Source organism: Paenibacillus sp. JT22N12, from assembly GCF_056269365.1.
The window spans coordinates 334,049-360,736 of record NZ_JBWDNU010000005.1; the positions used below are offsets into that span (position 1 = coordinate 334,049).

Here is a 26,688-nt window from a genome sequence, read left to right on the forward strand (position 1 = left end):
CTCCTGTCGCATTATTGCAGGAACACTCAACGGCATGCTTGTCCCTGCGTTGTAATATGCGCCTTCCTGCCGTTTGGCGCTTTGGGCGGGATGATCCCGCTGTCATTTTCCTTGCCGGTTCAGCTCGCGGTAGCTGCTGGGTGTAATGCCCTCATATTTTTTGAAAATACGGTTGAAGTAGCTGTGCTGATAGCCAACCTTCTCTGCGACCTCATTAATTTTCAGGTCGGGGTCCAGAAGGAGCAGCTTGGCGTTCCGGATTCGAATATCGGTCAGGTAATCGATGAAGTTGATGCCTGCTATCTGCTTGAACGCCCGGCTGAGCGTATAAGGACTTGTTTCAAATCTGTCAGCGCATGATTCAAGCGATAGTCCGGTCATATATTGTTCGTTCAAAAAAAGAATGACCTTCTCAATAATATGCTTCAAGTGGTAATCCTGCCTGCTGATCATCTCCTGAACCAGCACCTTGACCACCTTATGCCGGAACCATTTCTGCATTTCGTCCCGCTCCTTGATCCCGGCCAGTTCATCGAAGAGATTGACACTCCCGAATAGTCGAACGGGGTTCATGCCGGATTGCAGCGCAGCATAACGGATACTGCCGAGCAGCTGCAGCATGCCCTGTTGAATATAAAATTCAGTTGAGCCGTTGGCTGACAAATCGTCCATGAACTGGCTGATCAACTCGCCCGCAGTCTCCTCCAGACCGCTGCGGATGGCGTTGATGATCTCTTTGTCGAGGGAGAACGGATAACTGCACTCCATGAGCAGGCTTGATTTCGCCAGCTCCTCGGTCCATAGTATCTGGTTGTCGTCGTCGATCAGCTCGCGGTATGCCATTGCCTGTCTGACTTCCTCAAAAATATGCGGAATCTGCTTGACGCTGTATACTGATTTGCTGATCGCGACCGTCACCTGCATCCTGATAATATGATTAATGGTCCGCATCAGCTCCCGGCAGAACAGATCCAGATCGGCATTCAACCACTTGACAGGCTGGTCGCTCGGCAGTGCCAGCAGCAAGCCGATAGAGAAGTTGTGGAAATTGATCACTTCCGCCTGCTCATACTGCTTTCTTGCCAGCTCGTCGACGATGTTGGCCGTCGCGTAGGTAACCAGATCCTCATCGCCAAGCGAGAATCGCCCCTCAAGACCGGAGAACCCGGTCAAACGGAACATGAGCGCTACATACTGCACATTATCATTTTCCCAGCCATAATGCCGGATTCGCCCCTTTATCTCGTTTTCGCCCAGAGCAAACAAATAGCCCTGAGCCAGCTGCAGGAAGAACCCTTCGCGCAGAACCGGAAGCTGTTCCTTCAGCTTCGAGTGAAGCAGCTCCCGCTCACTGGCCAGATGCTTCCATTCCACCTCGAACATATCGAATTCATCGCTGTACTCGGAGCCCTTGCCTCCGGTCAACAAGGCCACAAGCCGTTCCACCGGTGAATAAATGCGCCGCAAAACAAACGACGACATCAGTAGAGCAATGGTCAGACCCGTCAAGCTGATGTACAGGATCCATTTGGATACCATCACGACAGGGGCGACAATAGAGCTGAGCGGCGTCGCCGAGATGTACACCCAGGTTGAGCCGAGACGATTGAACTGGCCGTAGGAAACGGAATAGCTCTTATCCTTATACGGAAACAGAAAAGATTCCGAACTGGAGCTGTGCGCTTCATATTCCTGCTTCAGCGCCTCTTCCAGCCTTGAGAACGGCTTCCCGCTCGTCGACATCTCCAATCCCCCGTTCTTATTCAACAACAGCGTCACTCCCTCATGGGTTGGAGTCAGCGTCTTCAGAGACTGAATCAGCTTGCTTGTGTTAATTGTTGCAATGATCATGCCGAATGGCTTGAGGCTGCCTCCGGGTATTTTGTTGACAAGAGCAATGTTATCCTCGGTACCATATTGATTCGTCCAGAAAGCCGACTTTTTCTGGTTTAACAACGTGCTGTAGATCTCGGCGTCCCCAGGCTGGTCGATATAAGTGAACCTTTCCGTCGAGAAGAGAACCGGCCGCGGTTCATTGAGAAACAGCTGCACCTTCTGCAGAAAAGGATGGGTTCCCTCCATCAGGAGCAGGGTTCGATACAAATCCTTCACCTGCTCAAAATCATAGCCGATGTTAAGCGTTTTCAATTTCTCGTCTTCAAACTTGGGATCAAACGCCCAGTGCGACATCGTAAGCTCCAGATAATTCAGCTGATCGTCAATGACCGCGGCCCCTTGATTAATCTGATCGATATGCAGACGCTGCAGCTCTCCCTCCAATTTATCAGTTGCAATCCAGTAGGTGCAGAAGCCGATAATCAAACCGGGGAAGCTGGCAACAAGCAAAATCAGCACCAGATTTCTGCGATAAAAGCGGCTTTTCGATTTAAATTTACTAGCTTTACCGAGTCGTGGCTTCCAGAATCCTGTCAAGGAGAGTTCACCTTCCAAAATTTCGTTTTTATATGACCCATTTCGACAGTACAAAGATGGAATCCTTTATAGCCGACCGACCCGGCCCCTGGCTTATCCTTTGACCGAGCCTACCATCGCACCTTTGGCAAAGTGCTTCTGCAGAAACGGATAAACAAGAAGAATCGGAACTGTGGCAACGATGACAGCCGCCATTTTGAGCGTTTCCGTTGGCGGGGCAATCGCCGTTGCGTCCGTGCTAAGCTCGCTGTTGTTGGCATTAAGCAGAATATTCTGCAGCATAACCTGCATCGGCCATTTGGAGGCATCGTTAATGTAAATCAAGGCATTGAAGAACTGGTTCCAGTACCCGACCGCGTAGAACAATCCGAAGGCGGCCAGCGAAGGAAGCGACAGCGGCAGGATAATACGGATGAAGATCGACAAATCGTTGCAGCCGTCCATCGCCGCCGACTCCTCCAGCTCGGCTGGAATATTGTCGAAAAAATTTTTCATCAGGATCACGTTCCATCCGCTGGCCAGTGCCGGCAGAATCAGCGACCAGAGACTGTCAATCAGATTCAATTCACGAACAATCAGATAGTTAGGAATAATGCCCGGGCTGAACAGGACCGTAAGCAGGATTAGCAGCAAAATAATCTGCCTCCCGCGCAATCTTTTGCGTGACAGCGTATAGGCAAATGCTGCAGTCACCACCAGGCTGCAGGCTGTTCCCACCACCGTCACATACACGCTGACGCCGATGGAATGTGTAAAGGCGCCTGTGGAAAACAGGAATTTGTAGGACTCAAGCGACCATTTTGTCGGGAACAGGACAAAGTTTTTGGTTACGTATTCCGTGGGATCGGTAAAAGAAACGACAAACACATAGTACAGAGGAAAGGCAGACACAACGGCAATCAAGCCGAGCAATGCGATATTCATTACGCTAAACATGCGATCTCCCAGACCGGTTCTCATTGTACCCCTCCTTGTAAGGCTTCGGGTGCTTTCATGGAGTCTTGTCAATATACGCCATCCTCACCCATTTTCTTGGACAGCCAGTTGGCTGCCAGGACCAGCGTCAATCCGACAACCGACTTGAACAAGCCTGCCGCAGTACTGTAACTGAACTGTCCCTGCTGAATTCCGACCCTGTACACGTAAGTGTCAAATACCTCCGCCACTTCCGATACCGCGCCATTGTACATGAGAAACACCTGCTCGAAGCCGACGTCCATCATATGGCCAAGCCTTAGGATCAGCAGGACAACGATCACACTGCGGATCGCCGGCAGCGTAACATGCCACATCTGTCTGATTCTGCTGGCACCGTCCATGCGCGCCGCTTCATACACCCCGGGATCAATGCTTGCCATGGCCGCCAGAAACAGGATTGTACCCCAGCCGCATTCCTTCCAGATCGATTGGAGCGTCAGCATAATCCAGAACAGGTCGGCATTGGTCAGAAAGTCGATCTTGGCCCCTCCAATCGCCTCCAGCACCTTGTTGACCAGACCTTCGCCCGTGGCAAACAGCAGGAAGGTAAGGCCGGAGATAATCACCCATGACAGAAAGTGGGGCATATAGACGACGGATTGAACCACCCGCTTGTAGACCATGTTCTTCACTTCATTGAGCATGAGTGAAAGGATGATCGGCAGAGGGAAGAAAAAGATCAGGCTCATCAGATTAATCGCCATCGTATTCCGGAAAAGGAGCATAAATTCGGGATTGGAGAAAAATCGTCTGAAATGCTCCAACCCGGCCCACTCGCTCCCTGTTATTCCCGCAAACGGGGAGTAATTCTGAAAGGCAATCACGATTCCGCCCAATGGGAAATACTTGAATATCAGAAAGAAAAGAAGACCCGGCAAGGCCAGCAGGTACAGATACTTATCACGCTGCAGGTCTTTCCACAGTTTTCTTAAACGGGATTGCCGCGATAAAGGGAAGCTTGATGCGCCCTGCGGCGGAGATTGCTGCTGGCTTAAAGTTGTCATGACATTTCTCCTTTCTCGGATGATTAATCGGGCAGCCTCCAGCCATTACAGGGTCTGCACCGGTTTCAAGCTATGATCGGCATAATCGAAATACTTCCCTTCCAGCAGTCCGATCAGCGTCGTGGTAACACGAACCTCTATGCGGTTCTCCCCTTCGTGCAGCAGCCCGGCCTCTCCGCTCCACCGGTACGGCATCCATGTGCATACGCCTAGCGAATGCCCGTTGACCAGCACCTCGGCAGTCTCGTGGAATTGAGGATCCAAATCGTTGAACGAAAGCTCGAACGGGCTGGAGCCGGCATCGGACGGGAGGTTGACCGTCCGCTGAAACGACATTACGCCTGCAAAGAACGGATGGCCCGGATATGGGCCTGCCTTAAGCGCCGACAACCGTTCAACCGGAGGACCGAGCACAACCCGGCTGCCGTTAAAGCCGGCATCGAAGCTCCCTGTCAGATAGATGGCATCGACCAGACCGTCCCAGTCATGTCCGAGCTCGACCTCGACGCTGATCGAATTCATGCCTGCCTGCAGATAGGCTGTAATGTCGCAGCCTATATTCATGTGATCGTACAAGAAGACGCTCTCAAAGCACGATGCATTCAAAATATTATCGTTTACTCTGATCGTCCATTCCCCCGAGACCGCCCCTTGATCCATGACGATTCGAACGGCATCCGGCACTTCCAGCATCTCGACCTCCACGCTGTAGCGGCCAGCCAGCGGATAAGCCATCGCAATTCGCTGCGGTGTTCCGAATAATTGCCCCATATTCACAGGCAAAGGCATGGAGGCAGTCAGATCCGCACATTGATCAATAAAGGTTTTCACCGGCACATTGTCCGCTTCAATCAGAGGAGCAGCCGCATCCGGCCCACCGCTATGAACACTCAAGCGGAAGGTGTCGAGCCGTACCGCGTTATCCTGCAACGGCCTGATCTGCCACTCCCCGGAAGCATCCACCGTCAGCTTCCATGGCTGGTCTCCGGCGCTTGCCTTCTCCTGCCCGTCATTCACAGATGGAACCCGCTGGAGCATAACCAGACAAGAATCGTAAGCGGTCAGCTTGACCGGCAAGATCCATTGGCCATCGCGGCATTCACCCGCTGCAGGCTTCACAGAGCCGTCATTGAGCGACAGGAGCTGGAATTGTACGCCGTAAGCATCCCCATCGGCTGCTCTGCCCCATAGGCTAACGTCTGCCTGCAAAACAACGTCCCGCTGCGCCTCCTCCTGATTGCTGATGAAGACGAGCGCCGTATCGGGAGATAGGCGCCGGGTCTGCAGCAGCAGCCCCCAATCGCCGCAAGCAGGCAGCAGCTTAACCGGCGCAGGCTGAAGCTTGTTCAACAGCTCCGCAAGCTGCACCACGCCGGATTTCACGTCCATGGACGCCGGGCAGGCAAGGTGGTACGCCTCCAGAGGGCCTTTGCTCCACTGCGGGCTCTGATGGCCGTAATTGCCGGACAGTCCGCTCCAGAAATTCTCGCGGATCCCCTCAGGCAAGCCGAATGCGCGCCCGATGCTCTCCCCGTCCCATGGCTCCCCGCTTATATTCTCATAAGGCAGCTGACCTAAGCTGAGCACCGTTCCGCCCGCTTCAATAAAGGCTTCAAGCTTGTTCCATGCGCCTGTTTCCAGGTTCGTGAGCGGTGGAACAACCAGCACCGAATAACGGGCGCTGCCCAGCACAAGCTCTCCTCCGTCCAGCTCCGCAAGAGCCAGAAGCCCGGTATCCAGATGGTCGAAGTCTCTGCCGCTCTTGGTCAGCCCGTCGCATAGGCCTCCCCACCAGCGCTTCAAATCCTCCAGACGCCGTTTCTCCTCCGGCTGCCGGCCCCCATAGCCGAAGCCATGCAGCGGATTGCCCATATGCGTCCAGAGAGAAGTCGTCGGCTGCAGAACGGCAATTGAAATAGCCGCTTCGCCTGTGCTCATCACGTAGCTGATCCTTCCCACATAGTCCCCCAACTGGCGGAAATGCTCCCAATACGGATTTTGCAGAAACTGCGAGGGCGGGGCATCATGCTTGGCCAACCCGTCGAGCGTGTAGAAGAACGCATGGAAATTGAAAAAATTCGTGCCCATCGCAGCCATCCGGTCGATCATCCACTTGGCATCCTGAAGCGTCATGGACCACCCTACACTGTGGAAGCATTCGATCAGATTGCGTTCCCGCTTGAACTGGCGCGCGATGGAACTGACCATCTTGGCATTGCTTCGGAAATTGACGGCATTGCGCTCCAATATCCAGTCGAGCGAACGTCCGAGCTTCTCATGGGCGGTGTCTCCTCCGGGCACGTGGCTGTATGTTTGGGTTGTGGCTCTGACGGAAGGAACCTCCGTCACATACTTAAGCCCGTGGCTTTCACACCAGTCATGGACCTGCTTGTGATAGCTTTGGAGCAGCAGCAGGTGAACAGCCTGATAATAATCGTAGCGAATCCGAGCCGCCTGCTCTGCATCGTGAAACAGCAGCGCTTCCAGGTACTCGCGAATATCGTAGCCGTTAAGCTCCAGGAAAAACTCCGCCAATTGGGGCGACCAGGGGATGCTTCCGAGCAGTCCGATTTCATCGGTAAACATTCCCTTGATGGTGCCGCCGAAATACTCGGACAAATGTTCGGCGTACTTATCGTGCGTCAGACGGATGAAAGCAGCCATCGCTTCGCTGTTGCAAGGATCGACGAAGGTGCCGTAGTATTTGAAATCCTCGATCTCTTCCTCCTGGACGATGATGACTTCCCATTCTCCGTCCGGTGCCGTCCAATCCATTTTTTGCACCGTCCGGTAGGTGAAGAAGCGCTTCTGGTTATAAGCGGTCAAGCCGGCCTTCTGGAAAATCGGTTCCGATTGATAATTTCCGATAGATCCGCGCACATCAACGGCTTTATTCCAGATATGCTCCCCTGCAGGGGTGAGCGGCACAGCCTTCGCATACAGGATACGGGCCCATGGCAATTCCAGCGCCAGATGCTGCCCGCCCGAAGCGCGCTCCGTCCGATGGACAAGGGTGTAGTGCTTGGCTTCAGGATGTTCCAGCACGACCTCTCCCCCGGCTATGCCGCTGGGATACGGGTATTCGTCATACAGCCATACGTTCAGGCGGTGCTCCTTGGCCGCTTCAACGGCCACCTTCACCTTGCGGAACCAGGTGTCCGATAAATAGGGGATTTTCAAGCCTTGCCTGGCGCATATAAAGAAGCCGCCGAGTCCTTTCTCCGCCATCTCGCGAATTTGCAGACGGATCTGATCATCGGCCATTTCTCCGTTCCAAAACCAGAAGGGATGCACCCTGTACTCTGGCGCAGGATCCATGAACGATTGCAAATCAAACATATTGATTCCTCCTTGCTTCATTATGATCAGAATAGTATGAGGGACGGCCGGCTTGCCGGGCCGGCTGTCCCGTTTGGTTATTTGCTGGAGATACGCTGTTTGTACGCGTCCGTCAGTTCCTGGCTCAATTTGACCATATCCGGGTCATCCTTCATCTTCGTTACGAAGTCGTCCCAGGCGGTCATTGGCTCTCTGCCAAGAATGATTTTGGTCTTGAGATCCGTTACCTTCTTATCGAATTCAGGAAGGAAGGTTTGCGCTGTCGGAGAGTACAGGCCAGTGGCGATATCCGCTACGCTGGTTTTTGCGCGCTCGTCCTGGATCGATGTATAGAGCTTATTGACCTCATCCGGAAAATTGATTTTGGTGGAGCTGGCATACGGGTCGGCCACATAGACGATCTGGTTGAAGTTCGAAGCCCCGTCCTTGTCCAGCGCCTCCTTGTCGATGATTTTCTTGCCGTTCTCCACCTTATAATGTTGACCTTCAAAGCCATACTGCTGGATAGCGAACACATCATCGTTCATCCATGTGTCGATAAGCCCCAGAATCTGCTTCATCTTGGCTTCCGGAACTGATTTCGGAATAGCCAGAATCCCGGAGAAGCCGGTGCCTTTGGGATTATAGCCGTCGATGCTCGTCAGCGGGTAAAAGTCTGCTTCCTTGAAGCTCGGGTCCACCTTTTTCAGCGTATTGTAGTATTCGGTCATGGTTCCCGCCTTCTCCACAATCATCCCGGCTTTTCCGGCTTTAAACATATCCCCGACCTGCGATAGCTTTAAGGACGCAAAGTCCTCGGGAATCAGCTTTTCTTTATACAGCTTGGTTTCAAATTCAATTGCTTTGCGCATTTCAGGGAGGAAGTTTACATTTACCAGCTGATCATTTATATATTTCCATTTGCCATTTACTCCTGTAAAGCTGTTTTCCACCTGATTCAAGGCTCCCATGTCAAGAGGGGAATTCAAGTATGCCGCGAAGGGCACAATGTCCTTTTGTCCGGTTTTACTTGGATTCTTTTCTGAAAAGGCTTTCAAAACCTGATAAAACTCATCCATCGTCGTGGGTTCTTTCATCCCCACGCTGTCAAGCCAATCCTTTCGGACAACAAAGAAGCTGTCTGCTTCCTCGGGGCGAGGGCGGGGAACGCCGTAATTTTTTCCATCCTCCATCTTGGTCAGCTGCCATGCTGTCTCCGATATCTTCGAATTAAGATTGGGGTAATCCTTAATATAAGGCGTCACGTCCCAGAAGGCTCCCTGAGAGACCGCATTGCGGAAGACAGGGGTAAACGGATCATTGATCAGGATGATGTTCGGGATATCTCCCGAAGCCAGCGTAACATTCAATTTGTCCGCGTAATTATTGCCGGATACCCATTGAATATTCATCTTGGAGTTGGTAGCTTTCTCAATTGCCAGCTTAAGAGGGTTGTCGTCGGCCGTAGGGGTGGAGCTGAGCAATATGGTCATGATGCTAACCTCAAGCGGCTTTTCACTTTGGGCAGTCCCCTGAGTCTCTCCTTCACTGTTACTGTTTGAACTGCCGCAGCCCGTTAACGCGAGTGACAAGGCCAAAGCGATTGCCGGCAGCATGATCGCTGCTTTTCTGATCTTTCCAGTCCTGAACATGTTGTTCCTCCCTTTAATGAATCGAATAGTAAGCGCTGTACACAAACCGTCCATGCACAAGGAAAACATTAGTACAGCCGGTCTTGCACCGACAATGGTCTTTTTTTGCCGGAGCTCCCAGGGAGCATAGGACTTTTTCCTGCTGTTTGCACATTGAAGCGGGCTGCAAGGAATTCACCGCTAACACGGCAATACCGGCCGTTCCCGAAAAACCCTCCGGCTGGAGAGATCTGCTATTTAACAGCTTCCCCGTGCAAGGTTTATAATCGTAAGAAGCAAGAATGTCTTAGCCTGCAAAAAAATGCCCCTGAACGCATCCGGTTCTTATCTGGCCTAATATACGCCGGCCAAGCGGTCATGATATAGTAAGTAAACGTTATCATAAATTCAGAGCAAGGACCAAAAGTTACATGACCAATATGGAAGGGGCAGACCGAATGAAAAAACCAAACATTGCAGTTGTGGGCAGCTTGAATATGGATCTTGTCATTTCTCTGGACCGGTTGCCGGTCATCGGGGAGACTCTACCCGGCAAGGAAATCCATTATATATCAGGCGGCAAAGGGGCCAATCAGGCTGTCGGGTGCGCACGGCTGGGCGCAGCCGTTACGATGATCGGAGCCGTGGGCGATGATATGTTCGGCGCGCAAATCATTAGCCGAATGGAACAGTTCGGCGTCAGCACCCCGGCAATCGCCGTGAAGCACGATACTTCCACAGGCACAGCCACAATTATGCATACGCAGGAGGACAACTGCATTGTCATCATCCCCGGCGCTAACGGGTTGTGCGATCCCGAGATGGTAGAGTCGCATGCGGAAGCCATCCGCTGCGCGGATATCCTGCTCGTCCAGCTGGAAATTCCGCTGCCCGCGGTGGAGCGCGCGATGCGCATTGCCGCTGCAGCCGGTGTGACAATCGTGCTGAATCCGGCGCCCGCTCTCCCGCTGCCGGATGAATGGATTCAGCTCGCGGATATCTTCACGCCCAACGAGACCGAATTTGCCCATTACAGCGGCTCTTCCATCGATTCGGAGGAGGAGCTGTTCAGGCAAATGAGCAAATGGCAGTCCCGCTACGGCAATACGCTGATCGTCACCAGAGGCGAAGCCGGCATATCCTGCATCAATGGGGATGGCATCATTACCGTGCCTGCGCGGAGGGTCAAGCCGGTCGATACCACCGGCGCCGGAGATTCCTTCAATGCCGCGCTCAGCTTCGCCATCGCAAGCGGACGGGAGCTTGAGCCAAGTCTGAATTTCGCCGTCAAGGCAGCCTCCTTGTCTGTCATGAAGTTCGGCGCCCAGGACGGCATGCCGTCGCTTGATGAAGTGGAAAGCGAGTGAACGACTCTTTTGTCCCGGATAGCTTGAAGGAAATAAGCCAGGCTGCTGCCGGGTTGAGGAAAGCCATTTATTCCAAGAAGAGACGGCTGTTGCCGTCCTTATGGCGGTGCCGTTAGTTTCTTCCCTAGAAAGTTATAGGCGTGAAACATTCTATAAGTACGCAAAAGGGTCTTCCACAGCTGTTCTGCCAGCTGTAGAAGACCCATTCTTTAAGCCATTTATAACCTTTCGTCTTTCGTAACCGGCAGATTATCCGGAAGCCCGGCTAATGAGATCTATACGATGGAGCTTGGCATCTGAACCTGCTTGCCTCGTTGTTGAGAGGAGTCCGGCTGCAGCGGTTAACGTACAATACGGTTGCGTATCGCAAAGACAACGGCCTGCGTCCGGTCATCCACTCCGATTTTGTGCAAAATCCGGTGGACATGGGTTTTGACCGTACTTTCCCCGATATGAAGCCTGCCGGCAATCTCTTCATTGCGCAGGCCGTAGGCCATTTGCTGCAGCACCTCAAGCTCCCGCTCCGTGAATGGCTCCAGAAGCTGCGCCTGGGACTCGGCTGTGCCCACTGCGGCCGGTCCGACCGCCCGGGCAATAACCTTCGCCGCAGTCGCCGTACGGAAGATCGCTTCACCGCGGTAGGCGGCCCGAATGGCGTCTACCAGCTCATCGGGAGCGGCATCCTTCAGCAAATAGCCGACAGCTCCGGCCCGTATGCCGTCATAAACATATTCCTCCAGATCGAAGGTGGTCAGGATGACCACTTTGCTCTCCGGCAGCGACGATAAAATATCGCGGGTAGCGGCGATGCCGTCATATTCCGGCATCTGCACATCCATTAAGAGGACATGGGGTCGGGTGCGGTTCGCCAATATTACCGCCTCCCGTCCATTGACAGCCTCGCCGGCTACCTCCATATCTTCCTGCGCGTTGATGATAAAGCCCAGGCCATGTCTGACCAGATGCTGATCGTCGACAATTGCGACCCGGATAAGCTCGTCTGTCATTCCTCTCCACCTCCAACCGGATGGCCCTCAAGCGGCACTCTTACTGCAACAATCACACCGTGGGGCATACTCGCCCGGATATCGAATATGCCTCCTTCCCGCTCGCATCTCGCCTTCATCCCTGACAGACCAAAGCCCGGCACGAGCGGCGGTTCCCCGGTATAAGCTCCATCGTCCTTCACCGTCATGATCAGCTCCCCCGGCCCCTCGCTTATCCCGATATCGACATGCAAGGCTCCCGAGTGACGGATCACATTGGTCAGCGCTTCCTGCAGCACACGGTATAGCAGCTCGGATAAATCCGGCTTCCACCGGCTGGTTGGGCCGGAGACATCCAGTGCGATATGCAAGCTGCTGTGACTGCTTACCTGCGCGATCAGGTTCTTCAAACCGGCCAGTCCCGGCAGCCCCTCATCCGCAGCCATCTGATGGACAACGCTGCGCACCTCCGTCAAACAGCGCCTGGCTACATCCAGTACGGTAGCCACCATTTGATCCGCTTCCGCCGGATTAGTCCGGAGCACATACGGCATCGCCTGAAGCTGAACAATGACGGAGGTCAGTCCATGTCCGATACTGTCGTGAATATCCCTCGCGATCCGGGACCTCTCCTCCAGCACAGCATACCGTAGGGACCGGCCGGCGGCCTCCTCCAGCTGCGTATGCGCCTGCTCCAGCTCCTCATGAGTCCGCTCCAGCTCCTCGTGCGCTTTCTGCAGCTCCAGATGCGTCCGTTCCAGCTTCGCGTGCGTTTCGCCCAGCTCGCGAAAATGCCGTTTGCTGACGTCCTCGGCCTCCCTTCTCATCCGGTCGCCCCATACAAAGATATAGATCGCCGCATGAAAAATGGAGTACATCCAGATGAAATCATACGGCTCCCCTGTCCAAAGCATGATGGCTGCATCCCCCGCAATAACCCCGGCAGCCAGCAGAGAGGATTTGGAGGAAGGCAGCCGCAGCGCAATATAGGCGATGAGATAGAAAAGCAGCGAGATGGATATGCTTACGTTATGAAAAACACCCCATGGCACTGCCATCGCGATCCAGAGCACAAAGACAATGACTATGCGTCTCCGGTCAGTTCCGACCAGCCGGTCAGGTATCCAGAGTACGGCTATATGTGCAAGGCACAGCAGGATATTGACCAGGATAATGGAGAATATTCTGTCTGTCGTCTGGAATCCGACTATGACAATGACCAGGCTAAGGAGCACGAGCCGCAGGCGCTGAGGAGACTGTCTGCGAAACCACGAATGCCGTTGTACTGTTTCCATCTTGTTTCCTTCCCGCATTCCCCGCCGCTGATCAGGGTGCTTGTTATCTGTGCTGGCTGGCCATTTGCCTGTATCTTGAATAAATAATATATCGCCGCGCACAAACGCTGCCAAGAGGAATCAACAGCAGCGCGTTACTCAATAATACCAAAGCATGTCCTTTTCCCCAATACTCTACCAGCAGCCGCAGCACCATGGCACCGACGAAAAGCGCGATGCCGGCAGCGGTGCTTTGCGAGGTTATTTTGCCTGTCGCCGGGTTTACACGGACAATTTCAACCCTGCCTCTCCATATCCCAAGCGCCAGCCCGATGATCAGGCAGAGCAGATAAAGAAGAAATGTCGAAGCTTTTGGCTGAAAAGACTGGACCATGCCGGAACCGATAACGAATGCGTACAACACCGGAGTGATCCACAAGCGGGACGGCTGGACTTCCCTCTCCCTGCCCAGACGCAAAATAATGATGACAATAATAATCAGATAAACAGCACTGCTCGACATAAATTTCCTCTTTTCGTTTTTTAAAATCTGGCGGTTCTATGAACAAAGTATAGTCTTTCCCGCCATAGATGAAGTCCACCTCCGGATTGATATTAATTCGCTGCCTCTCCACCTGCGGATGCATGAACCACGAATGTCATGCATGGCTGTCCACTTCTCGCGGTCCTATGATTAATACAACCCTCTTCCCTCTGAGCTTTCAAGAGGCAGGGAAAAGGCATGACGCAAACCCGTACTTCTGGAACGTTGAACATAAAACAAGCCGTATGAGCGTTTTCGCTCATACGGCTTGTTTTATTTCATTATTGCTGATGATGAGCTACCATTCCAGAGTGACTTCAACACCTTCCGGACTTCCCGGATAACGGACCAACACGGTTCCGGATTCTGCATCCCGGCTCCACTCGGCCGGCTGCCCGCCAGCCACTGCGCGCACCGGCTCATTTGCCATCCGAATCCGCGTACTGACAGTCATATCGGACGGGGATTCGGAGAAGAAGGTGAGACGATTCGCTTCAAGCCGCTCATCCCGGATTTGCGACGAGCTGATAAGAATTTCCGCAGCGCCGCTCCCTTCCCTCGTCCAGCTCAAATCATAGAGGAGGCAGTCCTCTCCCTGCTTCAGCGCTACCCCTTGAAGAACGGGCAGCTCCGCCTCGAACAAATCGATATACCGGCCTTCGAAACGGATATCCTCAGCGGTATTCGTCTCGTCCAGCCGATGGGCGATCAGATAAGGGCCGCGTCTGATCTGCAAATGTCCCCTCGCCTTGTACTGTCCCTCTTCTCCGCGAATTGCCAAAGCCCGGCGGACGCTTGCCTGCACCTGCTTCGCACCCTCTCCGGATCTGGACAGACTGGCCGGATCAATCCGGTGAACCAGCACCGCGCCGCTGCCAACCGAATGCTCGCCATCCAGCGGATCAAGGCCAAGCCCCATCGACTCGAACAAATGCTGCTCCGGCCGCTCATACCGCTTGCGGCTGGCGGCATTGTTCCACCATTCCTGGACCCCGTGAAAAGGATCCGAGCCATCACCGACATAGATGAGCACGCCGCCTTCTCTGACCCACTGCCCAATCGCCTGATGAATGCCGGGATGCTCAGGCTTCATGAACTCATAGCTGAGCAGCAGCACCCGGTAATCCTCCAGGTAGCCGGGGAAGGTCAGGATATTGTCCAGCTGCACCGGGCGCAGCGGGATTCCATCCTTGACAAGCGGCAGGGCGAGCCCATAGAACGACGACCAGTCCAGCAGTTCCTGCTGGGGCGGCGAAAGCAGATCGGCGGTTGTCGTGCCGTCGTATTTGAACGCTGCTGCCTCTTCCTCGCCGGGAGCCAGCACCTCCCCGCGCTGATACATGGCCGAATTGGCCAGACACAGCCCGACCCCGGAGGTATAAGCTTCGCCCGCCTCCGCTTCTTCGTGATTATGCATATCCCGAAGCACGCTCATTACGGTCAGCAGGACCGTCGCGTAGCTGCCGGGGATGGTTTCTTTGCCTGTGCCGTCCTCGGTTGGATAACTGCCTTCGAATACCCGGCGCGGCCATGGACATACTTCATATTGGCTGACGCCGGGATGCAGCAGCGAAGCGACCACAGTCGAGCGGTAATTCTTCCGGTAATCGCTCCAGCTGTAGCGGGGATTATCTTCAATGGGATCGTGCAGGAACCACATCTCCCGCCCCGTACCGCGGGTCAACTCCTGCATAATGCCGTACTCCAGAAAAGCCGTCTCGAAGGTCCGCTCGCGGCGGACGCCCTGATACACATTCGGCGTCCGCGCCGTTCCCGTCCAGATCTGGGCGATGAAGCCATCGCAGGAGGGCATGGATACCAGCAGCGCCTCGGGACTGACAATCCGCCACTGCGTATAGTTGATCAGACTATGGGTCGGTACATAGAATCGCACGGTCCGGCCATAGGTGACAAGCGAATATTCCTTCATCTGGCTGCAAATCCGATCCAGCGCCCGGTAATAAACCGCAGCCTTCAGCTTCGATGCCCGGTACTGGGCGTCGGGCGAGGAATGGGGCGGAATCCACTCCTCCCCGTAAGCATTAAGCCATTCCCTCTTGAACGCCTCCGAATAGCCGCCAGCCGCCCAGAATTCAGGCTCCTCCATATGGATGGCTTCAACGCCGCAGTCAATGGCCTTCTTGATATGGCTGGCCAGATATTCGGCAAACGAAATTGTCGGCACCATGTAAGGCACATCCTTGCCATGCAGCAGATGCGTTCCTCCACGCTCGGCCTGCGCCTCGTCCCAGTGATCGCGCCCGTCATAACGGCCATACAAATAATCCTGATACTGCCCCCACGAAACGCCTGTCATCAGGTGGATCGTGTAGCCCGCCTTCTTCCAGCCTTCAATTCTTTCGGGCAGGTCGTTTGATATCCCGTATACCATGACAAAATCAGTGCGCAAATCATACTTTGGCCCGTAAGGACGTGATTCCTGAAATCCGGTCCATTCGGGATTTGCTTTCGTTCCTCGGCTCATGCCATTCCCTCCTTGGATCGATTCGATTAGTTCGGCATCTGCAGCTTCACAATTTCTTTGCCCTTCAATTGTTCATTGGCATATTGAATCGCTTCCGGGTAACCCGTTTTGTTCATCTGCCCGCGAAGATCGTTAATAACCTTCAGCGCCGCATCATCGGATTTGGTGAAAATAGCTGTTTTCCAGACATCGCCGATCTGATCCATAGACGGCTTCAATGTTTCCCACTGCGGTGAATTGCTCACGGCATCCCCCGGATTATAGGCCGAAATGACGCTGATTCCGTTAGGACGGAGAATCTTGCGCGCCTTCTCCATGGTGGCGATCCGGTCCTGGTCTGCCCAAATATCTCCGGCCCCCAGGGAAATTGTGCGGTCCTGCCCGCCAAGCGATTCGAAGCCGTCGGTAAGGCCTTCGTTTTTCTTCAATTTGCCTGTCGTATCTGCCATAAACTTATCGAACCATTCTTTCTTCGCCACCGGCTTGCCGTCTACCATGTCCCAGTGTACGCCTTGAACGCCATAACGAACGAGCAGCGTACCTTCGTCAGAAGCCAGATAATCGAGCAGGCGCAGAGCGGCATCCACATTTTTAGCCTTTTTCGTGATCACCGTTACATTGTTGCCTTGAATCCCAAGATCAGCAGGCCGGTCAGGCTCGGCTCCCGCCCGCTCCAATGGACCAAGCGGAATATACTCGCTGCCTGGATGCGTTTTCAAATATTCCTTGGATGCGTCAAGGATTGCCGGATAGTGAGCGGCCAGCACGGCGACGCGGCCCTGCGTAATTTTTTCTTTGGCGATAGGGTCTGTCTGGGTAAAGGTTTCCGGGTCGAGCAGCCCTTCGGCAATCAGCCTGCGGTAATACAGCGTATAGTCCTCATAAGCTTTCGTGAAGAAAACATGCTCGAAGGTCCCGTCCGCTTTGGCCGGATAATCAGTGCCATAAAACATCGTATTGCCGATCCCGACGGCCCAGCCGTTGCTGAATCCGCCAAGCGGCATGACAGGCATGCCATTCTCCTGCAGATTGGCGTCTTTGATTTTCTTCAGAAAATTGTACAGGTCATCCTTCGTCACGACGGATTGCGGATCCACCCCAAGCTTGTCGGCCACATCCTTGCGGACATAAAAGCCGTACAGCCAGTCGGTCGCATCCTCGTCCGTGGCGGGTTGATTCTGATAAAGCAAATATTTCTTGCCGTTGATTCCGCCGATGGCTTTGTCATACAAAGCAGGAGGGACATTTTCTTTGGCGACCGCCTTCGACAGATTCGGATATTTGTCCAGCTTATCGGTCAAATCGGCCAGCTGGCCTTCCTTAGCCGCCTTGATAATGCCGTCAAGCTCACCGCCCCAGGCCGGTCCGGTGTAAATATCCGGAAGCTCCTGCGTGGTGAATATCGTATTCACCTTCTCTACTTCGCTGCCTTTCGTATACTCCCATTTCACCGTAATCCCGGTTTTCTCTTTGATGTACTCGCTGACGGGCGTCATGTCCGTATCGGCACCCGTAGAACCATTCCAGTTATGAAGAATAGAGACCGTCACTTGCTCCGTTTCACTACCCCCGCTGTTATTCCCGCCTGATGGGGCATTTGTATTTCCATTTGTCGATCCATTACCGCCGGAATTGCTGCAGCCGGCGATCATTCCCGCAATCAAGCCTACGGCCAGCAGTGCTTTTGCACTTCCATACCTCTTGTTTCTCATGCAAACCCTCCTGATTAATGAGATTTATGATAAAGTTCCGGATCGGAACGCTTATCCATAGCTTTCTATCCTTTTACCGAACCGATCATGACGCCTTTGACGAAATACCGCTGCAAAAACGGATAGATGCACAAGATGGGAAAGACGGTTATGACCAAGAGGGCCATACGCATGGATTCGGGAGTGGCTCCGGCATTGGTGCTGATGGTCTGCCCGCCCTGCTGCTGCGAACGCTGCATGGAGGATGAGAGCGCTTCCGCTTCGGTCAGCAATTGCTGAAGCAAAGTCTGAACGGGAATCAGCTTCTTGTCGGTTACGTAATAGGCGCCCGTGAACCAATCATTCCAGTGCGCAACCCCGATGAACAGCGCAATTGTTGCCAGCACAGGACCGGATAAGGGAAGAATAATCTTCAGGAAAATTTGAAAATCCCCGTATCCGTCAATACGCGCCGACTCTTCCAGCTCCTCCGGGATTCCCTGAAAGAAGGTCCGGATGATCACAATATGCAGAAAGCTGAACAGCATCGGAATGACATAAACCCAGAAGCTGTTGATCAGGTGCAGCTTCTGAAGGGTAATGAAATAAGGAATGAACCCTGCGCTGAAGATGGTCGGAAGAAAGATATAAAAGGTGAAGAAGGTCCGGCCCGGCAGCGACTTTTTGGATAAGGCATAGGCCATCAAGGTGCAGAGTGCCACATGCAGGAACGTCCCCAGCAGCGTGCGTGCAATCGTGATTTTATAGGCCTGCCAGATCAAAGGGTTATCAAACACCTGCACATAATTATCCAGCGTAAATTGACGCGGCCAGAAGTAGAGCGCACCAAGCATGGAATTCTTGCCGTCGTTTAACGAGTACACGAGAATATAAATAAAGGGATAAACCATCGTAAACGCAATCAACGCCAGAATGACGTAATTGAACAGACTGAATAGTGAAAACCTCCGTTGACTCAACTCACATCACTCCTTAGAACAGGGATACATCGCTGTATTTACGAGCTAATTGGTTCACCGTTACAACCAGAATCAGTGCGATCAAGCTTTGGAACAGACCAACCGCTGCGGCGTAACTGAGACGGCCCTCCGAAATACCTGCGGTGATGACATGCACATCGAGTACGCTGCCGATGGCCGTTGTGGCAGGGCCATTCAGAAGCAGAAGCTGTTCGTAACCCGCATTCATAAGGCTCCCGGTGGCCAGAATTAACAAAATCACTGCAATATTGCGGATGCCCGGCAGCGTGACATGCCACATTTGGCGGAATCGCCCGGCGCCGTCGATCTTGGCCGCTTCATACAGCTGCTGATCGATACCGGAGATCGCCGCCATGTAGATGATGGAGTTCCAGCCGATATTCTTCCAGATATCCGAGCCGAGGACCACCTGGTAGAACCATGACGTATTATTCATGAACTGAATCGGACTCGTACCGAAAACGGTGGTAATCATGTCATTGACCGGTCCTCCGTATGGAGTCAGCAGCCGCTGCATGAGGGTGATCACGACAATCCAGGATACAAAATATGGCAAATACGAAAGCGTTTGCACAACTTTTTTGAATTTGCGGTTATGGACCTCATTCAGAAGAATGGCCAGTATAATCGGCATGGGGAACCCGATCAACAGCTTCATCAGACTGATGATGATCGTATTGCGGATGATCGTTCCGGATTGGTAATAATCAAAGAACTGCTGGAAGTATTTCATCCCGGCCCAGGGGCTTCCGGTGAATCCCCCCATGAAATTAAAATCGCGGAACGCCACCTGAATGCCATATAACGGAACATAAGAGAACAGAAAAAACCAGACGATACCGGGCAGCATGAACAGATAAAATAATTTATGACGCCAAATTCGTTTCCCCAGCAGGGAATCCTTCATCGTCGTCAGCCTCCTTCCTGGATTTAAGGGGTGCGTCTTGGGATAGCCGGCACGCAGCAACCGCCGCACACCGGTTATCCGGCACCCCGTATCCTTAACAGGGATGTTTCCCGCCGTTCATTGATCGTTTGCTACTCCATTAAGCGTCAGTTAGCCGTAAGCCTTAACGTCTTGATTTCAAACGGAGAGAAGGTAAGCGCAAGCTTCCCGTCTTCGGGATGAAGCTGCCCCCCATTGGTCTCCATCAAGTCCGTCGACCAGGCTTCCGAGAACGCGAAGCCGGTTGCCAGCCTGGTATTCAGCCTTGTGCCGGCTGTTTCGTACATGCGTACGATGATGCCATTACCATCCTCCGCCTGCTTGACCGTCTCGATCATGACGTTCGGATGATCCAGCGCAAGCAGCGAAGTTCGTTCTAACAATTGCCGCTGCCCTCTTTGACCTGCCGGTACGGCTGCCGCACGCACGGGAACATTCAGTTCATAGCCTCGCTTGTAGACCTCGGCCTGAACATGGTTGCCCCCATGGGGATAAAGCGAATAGGTGAATTCATGCACGGCGCGGTCTGCCTCCGGATCGGGATAGGACGGGCTGCGAAGCAGATTCAGATCGAGAATGCTGCCCGCTGCGCTGTAGCCGTATTTGCTGTCATTCAGAAGCGCAACGCCATAATCCGCTTCGGAGAGATCGACCCATTGGTGGGCGCAAATCTCGTCTTTGGCATAATCCCACATCGTATTGCGATGCGTCTGGCGCTTCAGGTAACCGAACTGGATCTCGCAGCTGACACTGTCCGAGCGGACATCGACCGGGAATGATGTGCGGAGCATCCGCCCGGATTCCTTCCAGTCCACCTTCGTGACAAAATCAATCCGGCGGCTCCCCTCGGTAAGCACAAGCTTCTGCGTCAGAGTGGATTGCCCGTACCGGTATTGCAGGATCAGGCCTGCCGCAGGTCCGTCGCTGAATGCAGCCGTTTCTTCAAGCGCAAGCGGAGCGCCTCCGGTATGGCGGTAATCCTGGCGGAAGTCCCAGGCATCGCCGTCGTCGTGGTAGATGCGCAGATCGTTCGCCCGCTGCCCCGGCGCGACCACCTCCCGCTGATGCTCTTTATCCCAGATGGATACGATAGCGCCGTCTTCCCCGATTTTCACGGAAAGCAGCCCGTTCTCCACCAGACGCTCCTCTGCCGATGCCCGCAGCCTGCCCGCCTCGGCTTCATAAGCGTCAGCACCTGCTTCGGCAAGCGCATAGCCCATCGCCGGCACAGTGACGCATACCCATTGCCCGCCAAGCTTCAGCCACTCATCCCGCTCCCATGGAAGGGAATTGAAGATAGCTGCAGGTCCCGCAGCGCTATGGGCCGCCGCTGCCGCTGCCGCCGGAGCGCTCCCCTCCACAACCGTGGCGTAAGCCTCTGCAATCAGCGTCTCCACACGCGCAAGCAGCAGCGCATACCGCTCAAGCGATTCATCGTAGACCCGCTTGATCGACGAGCCTGGCAGAATATCATGGAACTGGTAGAGCAGCACTTCTTTCCAGATTTCCTCCAGCTCGCTGGACGGGGCGGAAGCCTGGCCGTTAAGCTGCGCCAGCACCACAGCAAACTCCAGCTCGCGGAGCGCTTTCTCCAGCTTGCGGTTGTACCATTTGTTGCGGCCCTGGCTGGTCAGCGTGCCCTGATGCTTCTCCAGGTAGAGCTCCCCGCTCCAGGTCTGGTAACGCTCCGTATCTGCGCTCAGCTTCTCGAAGAATTGCGCCGAGGTTTCCTGAACGACCGGACTCAGGCCAAGCAGATTGCCTTCGCGGGCAAGCCGCTCCAGATGCTCCTCCCCCGGGCCGCCGCCGCCGTCGCCAATACCGAACAGCATCAGGCAGTTGTCCGAAATGTTCTTATCCAGGTACTGCGCTTCCGCCTTCAGAATGGAACGCGGCGCCGCCGGACTGTTGTAGGTATCCTCCGGAGGCATATGCGTCAGCACCCTGGAGCCGTCTATGCCTTCCCACATGTAGGTGTGATGGGGATGGCGGTTGTAGGTGCTCCAGGACAGCTTCTGCGTCATCATCGAATCGACGCCGGATTTTTTCAAAATTTGCGGCAGAGCAGCGGTATAGCCGAACACGTCAGGCATCCAGAGCGTCTTCATCTCCTGGCCGAACTCCTCCATGAAATAGCGCTTGCCGTACAGAATCTGCCGGACCAGCGATTCCCCGCTTGGCACATTCGTGTCCGATTCGACCCACATCGCCCCCTGCGGCTCCCACCGTCCTTCCTGAACGCGCTCCTTGATCTGCGCATACAGCTTCGGATAATGCCGCTTCATCCAGTCGTAAAGCTGGGGCTGGCTGGCTCCGAAAATATAATCCGGATACTGCTCCATCATCCGCAGCGCCGTCGAGAATGTCCTTGCCCCCTTGCGGATCGTCTCGCGGATAGGCCACAGCCAGGCCAGATCGATATGAGCGTGGCCGACCGCGCTGACGGTCAATACCGGATCGCCGCCGCGCTTCGCCAGCTGCTTGCCCAGGAGATCCCGCGCCTTGGCAATGCGTTCATCCGTAAGCTCGGTCAGCAGCAGCGAGACATCGTACAGCACGCGCAGCAGACGCTCCTTGCGCGCCGTTCCGGCAGGCAGCAGCTCCGCCGTCTCCAGCAGCACTTCCACGTCATAGTACAGCTGACGGGCATTCTCGCGGCAGATCGCGATGACGGCTTCCTTCAGCGTGCCGCTGCGGTACCGGCCGAACAGATCATTGCAGCCTGCGTCGGCCCAAATATCTATGGCCTCCGATCCCGCGGACTCCGGGCTGATATGCACCACCCGCTTGCCCGGAAGGCCAAGCTCGTAATCGAATTCCGAATTGATATTGGTCAGCCCCTGTACCGGCGAGCCCTCCTCATCGACCAGACACAGCTCGCCATTCACATCGATAAGCAGGACAACCTTGGCTCCTCTGGCGCTCTTCGGCACTTGACCGGTGAAGCGGAACCAGGCGCAGTCCCACAGGCTGCCCCATCGGTCGCCTTGAACAAGGTCTACTTGGGCTCCTGACATCCGCTGCTCATAGGAGACCGGCTCCGGCGTGACCCAAGCGTTCACCCGCAAATCCGCAACGGGTTCATAGATATGGGCCTGCAGCCGTTCCAGCATGGATTTTAGTCGGTTTGTTTTCACTGTTTCGTATGGCATGTTGGCCTCCTTGGGCGATGTCATGATGAAATTGGATGTACCGCAGCATAAAACGCAGATTCCAAATGCTTCTAAACGAACTCTCCATCCCAATATAATATAAATATTATATATATTCAATATATTAAAATTATTTTAATTTTTAAAAAGCCTTAGAAGCATCGGTTATCGATTCGAATAAATAAAAAAAAACCGCTTCCACGGTGGGAAGAGGTCTTAGTTTCCGTTGATTTCGCGAAGCTATGAGGAAGCATTCGGGCCGGTCGTTTGACGGATAACGAGCTCAGGCTCAATCAAGGTTTTGCTGTATTTGCCGAAGCGGCCTTCACCGGCATGGATGACTTCCAGTAGCTTGTCCGCCGCGCGGTAGCCCATATCATACTCAAACTGTTTGATATGCGTAAACGTGCTGAATTCCTCGACGATCGCCGTCGGATCATCGAAGCTTACAATCGACAGGTCCCGTGGAACACTTAGGCCGGCCTGACCGGCCATTTGGTAAATCTGCACCCCGAGCTTGCCGTTAAGGGTAATGTAAGCCGTTGCCATCTTGTTGCGGATATAGCGGAATAACGGGTGCGTTTCCGCATCTTTCAGGCTCTCTACTTGAAAACCGGTAATAATGTGGGCGGGGTTGATAAGCGCCCCCTTGTTCTTAAGCGCATTCATATACCCTTCGATCCGCTCCTGTACCGTAACCGTTTGCAGCGGAGAATCCGAACAAATCGCAATTTCCCGGTGCCCCAGCTCCCACAGGTAATCGACCGCAAGGCCCGTTCCCATCCTGCCGTCGGCAGCGATATAGTTGGTTTCCACGCCAGGCAGATAGCGATCCACCAGCACAAAGGGAAAGCCGCTGAATTTCATCCCGATAATTTCTTCGTTGTACTGCTCCTCATCCACCGGGAAAACCAGCATTCCTTCGACACCGATGTCCTTAAGCGCCTTGATGGCTTCCTTCTCTTCCTCAAGCTCGCCGTTGGAAAGCAGGATCATCATCCGGTAATTCTTCTCGCCAAGCGCCTTCTGAACGCCTTTGATCAGACGGGTGGCAAAGTAATCGTCAATGGAGGGCATGACCAATCCGATGATGCGGGTACGCAGACCAGCCTCGGATCCAACCGTTTCAACCATCTGATCCTCATGGGCGCCGGCGGCCTCCGGCTGAATATGCGATTCCCTGTCACTGACGAAGCTGCCTCTTCCGGGCACGCGGTTAATAATCTTCTCATTCGCAAGTCCGGATAAGGCGTTGACCACCGTGATCTTGCTGACATTGAAGCGCTCCATCAGCACCTTCTCCGTCGGAATACGATCCCCGGTCTTCAGCCCCTCGGAATCAATAAGCTCGCGAATATACTCCTGGACCTTCTGGTAAAGCGGTATTCGATCAGCCGTGCTCATTTTATCACCAAACTTCAGATATTTGTAATATATATTATATCCTAGATTGGTATAACGCAACTGCATGAGCATGGTCCAGGCAGGACTTAAACAAGCTTTATTTGGAAAAAAATAGCTTGGCTCTTCCATCATTTGAACTAATTAAGCCTTATTCAGCCCTATTTCTTGGGAGGTTTTGTCGAATGACTTGAAATTATTAAATATAATATATTTAATATGTATTATATCTCGACCAGAGAGGGGGTGAGCGATTACAAATAATCAGGCCTCAGTACGCGACGGTCACGTTCAGCCGTTCATGCAAAAGCAGCCGCTGCGCTGCTCAAGCTCTGCTTATTCTTCAAACGCTTCGCCAAATCAGCATAAAGTTGAGGTGTTTTGTTCATGATTCGAAAATTAACCAGCGTAAGCCTTGCTCTAATTTGTCTCTTCTCTCTGTCCATCGCGGTATCTGCGGAACCGGCAGCCAAGCCCCCGTCCTCAGGCTCTATCAACTGGCCAAATTCGCAAGCGCTTCCATCCTTCGCGAAGGCGAAGCAGCTGGAGGTAGCCGATGTCTATGACGCTCCCGGGGATATCAAGCTGATGATGGCCACCCTGCAGGGTGTGGTGAACCGTGCGGAGCCCCGCATCTACCTGCTGGAGAACAAGGAGGAGGGCAAATTCGCATGGCTGAACGATCTGGATGTCCCTTATAAGGTACGTGACGATTACTGGGACATTGTGCTCAAATTCAAAAATGAAATCAAAGGCATCATTGTCTATGATCCGAAAGTGCCGGACAGCATCAATGTCGCAACGACGCTGGCCGGGTTGAAAAATGCGGTTGTCGCAAGCCCCGAACTCGCAGCCAATTTGACGGGGGCTCCCTACAATCTGAAGGTGCTCGATGATCTTCAGGGCAAATTTAAGGACCGGCTGGACGCCTACACCTGGCAGTACGATAATCTGTGGAATCAGGCGACCCACCGTATGCTGATCGGTTTGAGCCCGGATACATCCGTCAAGCTGCCTCCCGGCCTTCCGGCTTCGTTCAAAGTGCTGGCGGAGGATACCACCCAGGAACGCGACGGCAATAACCGCCAAGCCTATGATTTGGACTTGTCATCCCTGCTTGGAAAAGAGGCGGTTTATCTGCGTTTTGAAGACGCCTTTACCCAGGATGGCTGGGGTGCGGCCGTGCATCAGGTGACAGTGAAGGCCGATGACCAGGTCATCGCACAGTTCATTCCCGGCACGCCGGAGGAGGAGCCGTTCCTCTATGACGCCCAGAGCTCGCAGCTTTCCGCAGGAAATGAAGGGCATCGTTTTGCCGATAACGGCCGCTATTTTGTCTACAAATTCGCCGTGCCCGCCGGAACCGGGAAATTGACCGCTTCCGTGGACATGTGGAATCAATACAAAGTACTGGCAGGCAATGAAGAGCCGCCATCCTCGGAGCAGAAGGAGCCTTACGGCTATCTCCGCGATTACGCGGTGGCGAACAAGGCAATGGTGTTCTGGCTGGATTCCAATATTCCGGAGCAGAAAGCGCTGTTCGAGAAGATATTGTCGGACGTACAGCCCGGGACTCCTTATCTGGGATGGTTCAGCAACGATGTCGAGGGCGAATTCAGCTCGGTTGAAGTCACATCCAACCATAGTGTTTATGTGCTTGCGGCAGATTGGTTCAGCAACCTGACCGTGTTTTCCGCAGCTCAGGCCAAGTCCTCTACCCCTGACCAGAAACCGCAAAAGCCAAAGCTGGAGAACAAAATCTACGTCACCTACACCTTCAGCGAAGGCGATAATTTCCAATACAACCAGCATCGCATGCGGATTTTATGGGATGATCCGGGCCGCGGCCAAGTGCCGATCAACTGGACCTCAAGCCCGCTGCTGGTTGACGGAGCTCCGGCTATTCTGGACTACTACAACAGGACAGCGACCAGGAACGATCAGCTGATTGCCGGTCCTTCGGGAGCCGGATATTTCTATCCGGATGCATGGCCCAAGTCCACGCTGCCGGCATTCCTGAAGCAGTCCTACTCCTATCTGAAGAAAAGTGGCATGACGGTACCGTATGTGCTGAACCGGGTAGACGGCCAGAACATTCCGCTCAGCCAATCAGTAGCCGACGCCTACCAGCAGAACTATCATGCAGCCGGCCTGTTCCTGAGCTGGGAGGATCGTTATGGCGTTGAAATTGTGAACGGCAGCCTTCCCGTATCGATCATTCAGGGTATCAGCACCGTGCAGGACGGCAAACGTATTCTGGAGGACGCCAAAGCCAAATGGGACGGCAAATCGCCGCTGTTTGTGTCCCTGGGACTGCTCGCCTGGAGCCTGACTCCAACCGATGTCGCGGCAATTTCCGATTCGCTGGGGCCCGAGTACAAAGCCGTTCTGGCCGACCAGTACTTCTCGCTTATCCGCGAAGCGAATAAGCTGCCGGCAAAGCCATGAGGTTTGTAATCGTGTAGAACAGTCACGAA

The 26,688-nt window shown here is 53.8% G+C and carries 16 protein-coding genes; 2 read left to right on the plus strand and 14 right to left on the minus strand.

Translation table 11 applies throughout. The features are described 5' to 3' along the window. Positions 1 to 102: 102 nt before the first annotated feature. The 5 genes from AC0YOA_RS20780 to AC0YOA_RS20800 form a co-directional block, all read right to left on the minus strand. Positions 103 to 2,355 (minus strand): AraC family transcriptional regulator, encoded by a 2,253-nt coding sequence (locus tag AC0YOA_RS20780; protein ID WP_475788218.1) that lies wholly within the window; start codon positions 2,353 to 2,355, stop codon positions 103 to 105. A gap of 171 nt (positions 2,356 to 2,526) precedes the next feature. Beyond that, complete coding sequence (locus AC0YOA_RS20785; RefSeq protein WP_475788219.1) at positions 2,527 to 3,393, minus strand: carbohydrate ABC transporter permease; 867 nt, start codon at positions 3,391 to 3,393, stop codon at positions 2,527 to 2,529. 44 nt (positions 3,394 to 3,437) lie between these two features. Next, positions 3,438 to 4,415 (minus strand): ABC transporter permease, encoded by a 978-nt coding sequence (locus AC0YOA_RS20790; protein ID WP_475788220.1) that lies wholly within the window; start codon positions 4,413 to 4,415, stop codon positions 3,438 to 3,440. Between the two features lie 45 nt (positions 4,416 to 4,460). Then, positions 4,461 to 7,754 (minus strand): glycosyl hydrolase, encoded by a 3,294-nt coding sequence (locus AC0YOA_RS20795; RefSeq protein WP_475788221.1) that lies wholly within the window; start codon positions 7,752 to 7,754, stop codon positions 4,461 to 4,463. Positions 7,755 to 7,831: 77 nt separating this feature from the next. Then, a complete protein-coding gene (locus tag AC0YOA_RS20800) occupies positions 7,832 to 9,385 on the minus strand; it encodes an extracellular solute-binding protein (protein ID WP_475788222.1) in 1,554 nt (517 codons plus the stop codon). 437 nt (positions 9,386 to 9,822) lie between these two features. Between AC0YOA_RS20800 and rbsK the strand changes: the two genes are divergently transcribed. Continuing rightward, entirely contained in the window at positions 9,823 to 10,731 is a 909-nt protein-coding gene (gene rbsK / locus AC0YOA_RS20805; protein WP_475788223.1) for a ribokinase, read from the plus strand. A gap of 341 nt (positions 10,732 to 11,072) precedes the next feature. Here rbsK and AC0YOA_RS20810 read toward each other — a convergent pair whose 3' ends face one another. The 9 genes from AC0YOA_RS20810 to AC0YOA_RS20850 form a co-directional block, all read right to left on the minus strand. Beyond that, positions 11,073 to 11,738: a response regulator gene (locus AC0YOA_RS20810; RefSeq protein ID WP_475788224.1), complete on the minus strand. Its 666-nt coding sequence runs from the start codon at positions 11,736 to 11,738 to the stop codon at positions 11,073 to 11,075. Beyond that, on the minus strand, positions 11,735 to 13,012 hold the full coding sequence (locus tag AC0YOA_RS20815; protein ID WP_475788225.1) for a histidine kinase: 1,278 nt from the start codon (positions 13,010 to 13,012) through the stop codon (positions 11,735 to 11,737). The genes AC0YOA_RS20810 and AC0YOA_RS20815 overlap by 4 nt, the downstream gene beginning before the upstream one ends. A gap of 43 nt (positions 13,013 to 13,055) precedes the next feature. Continuing rightward, positions 13,056 to 13,514, minus strand: a complete 459-nt coding sequence (locus tag AC0YOA_RS20820; protein ID WP_475788226.1) for a hypothetical protein — start codon at positions 13,512 to 13,514, stop codon at positions 13,056 to 13,058. 319 nt (positions 13,515 to 13,833) lie between these two features. Continuing rightward, the gene (locus AC0YOA_RS20825; protein ID WP_475788227.1) at positions 13,834 to 16,020 is read right to left on the minus strand and encodes a hypothetical protein; all 2,187 of its coding nucleotides are present in this window, start codon (positions 16,018 to 16,020) and stop codon (positions 13,834 to 13,836) included. 26 nt (positions 16,021 to 16,046) lie between these two features. Then, positions 16,047 to 17,732, minus strand: a complete 1,686-nt coding sequence (locus tag AC0YOA_RS20830; RefSeq protein ID WP_475788228.1) for an extracellular solute-binding protein — start codon at positions 17,730 to 17,732, stop codon at positions 16,047 to 16,049. A 65-nt stretch (positions 17,733 to 17,797) separates the two neighbouring features. Continuing rightward, positions 17,798 to 18,691 (minus strand): carbohydrate ABC transporter permease, encoded by an 894-nt coding sequence (locus tag AC0YOA_RS20835; protein WP_210038780.1) that lies wholly within the window; start codon positions 18,689 to 18,691, stop codon positions 17,798 to 17,800. Positions 18,692 to 18,704: 13 nt separating this feature from the next. Then, entirely contained in the window at positions 18,705 to 19,619 is a 915-nt protein-coding gene (locus tag AC0YOA_RS20840; protein WP_210038779.1) for an ABC transporter permease, read from the minus strand. 146 nt (positions 19,620 to 19,765) lie between these two features. Further along, positions 19,766 to 22,810 (minus strand): alpha-mannosidase, encoded by a 3,045-nt coding sequence (locus AC0YOA_RS20845; RefSeq protein ID WP_475788229.1) that lies wholly within the window; start codon positions 22,808 to 22,810, stop codon positions 19,766 to 19,768. 240 nt (positions 22,811 to 23,050) lie between these two features. After that, positions 23,051 to 24,214 (minus strand): GntR family transcriptional regulator, encoded by a 1,164-nt coding sequence (locus tag AC0YOA_RS20850; protein ID WP_475788230.1) that lies wholly within the window; start codon positions 24,212 to 24,214, stop codon positions 23,051 to 23,053. Between the two features lie 384 nt (positions 24,215 to 24,598). Here AC0YOA_RS20850 and AC0YOA_RS20855 point away from each other — a divergent pair, with 384 nt between their 5' ends. Continuing rightward, positions 24,599 to 26,659, plus strand: a complete 2,061-nt coding sequence (locus AC0YOA_RS20855) for a GxGYxYP domain-containing protein (RefSeq protein WP_475788231.1) — start codon at positions 24,599 to 24,601, stop codon at positions 26,657 to 26,659. Positions 26,660 to 26,688: the final 29 nt, after the last annotated feature.

What these genes read in the sequence shown, in the direction of transcription:
- rbsK (WP_475788223.1), top strand. Translation starts at nt 9,823, where the DNA reads ATGAAAAAACCAAACATTGCAGTTGTGGGCAGCTTGAATATGGATCTT.
- AC0YOA_RS20845 (WP_475788229.1), bottom strand. Translation starts at nt 22,810, where the DNA reads ATGCCATACGAAACAGTGAAAACAAACCGACTAAAATCCATGCTGGAA.
- AC0YOA_RS20800 (WP_475788222.1), bottom strand. Translation starts at nt 9,385, where the DNA reads ATGTTCAGGACTGGAAAGATCAGAAAAGCAGCGATCATGCTGCCGGCA.
- AC0YOA_RS20830 (WP_475788228.1), bottom strand. Translation starts at nt 17,732, where the DNA reads ATGAGAAACAAGAGGTATGGAAGTGCAAAAGCACTGCTGGCCGTAGGC.
- AC0YOA_RS20815 (WP_475788225.1), bottom strand. Translation starts at nt 13,012, where the DNA reads ATGGAAACAGTACAACGGCATTCGTGGTTTCGCAGACAGTCTCCTCAG.
- AC0YOA_RS20790 (WP_475788220.1), bottom strand. Translation starts at nt 4,415, where the DNA reads ATGACAACTTTAAGCCAGCAGCAATCTCCGCCGCAGGGCGCATCAAGC.
- AC0YOA_RS20820 (WP_475788226.1), bottom strand. Translation starts at nt 13,514, where the DNA reads ATGTCGAGCAGTGCTGTTTATCTGATTATTATTGTCATCATTATTTTG.
- AC0YOA_RS20795 (WP_475788221.1), bottom strand. Translation starts at nt 7,754, where the DNA reads ATGTTTGATTTGCAATCGTTCATGGATCCTGCGCCAGAGTACAGGGTG.
- AC0YOA_RS20840 (WP_210038779.1), bottom strand. Translation starts at nt 19,619, where the DNA reads ATGAAGGATTCCCTGCTGGGGAAACGAATTTGGCGTCATAAATTATTT.
- AC0YOA_RS20810 (WP_475788224.1), bottom strand. Translation starts at nt 11,738, where the DNA reads ATGACAGACGAGCTTATCCGGGTCGCAATTGTCGACGATCAGCATCTG.
- AC0YOA_RS20785 (WP_475788219.1), bottom strand. Translation starts at nt 3,393, where the DNA reads ATGAGAACCGGTCTGGGAGATCGCATGTTTAGCGTAATGAATATCGCA.
- AC0YOA_RS20855 (WP_475788231.1), top strand. Translation starts at nt 24,599, where the DNA reads ATGATTCGAAAATTAACCAGCGTAAGCCTTGCTCTAATTTGTCTCTTC.
- AC0YOA_RS20850 (WP_475788230.1), bottom strand. Translation starts at nt 24,214, where the DNA reads ATGAGCACGGCTGATCGAATACCGCTTTACCAGAAGGTCCAGGAGTAT.
- AC0YOA_RS20825 (WP_475788227.1), bottom strand. Translation starts at nt 16,020, where the DNA reads ATGAGCCGAGGAACGAAAGCAAATCCCGAATGGACCGGATTTCAGGAA.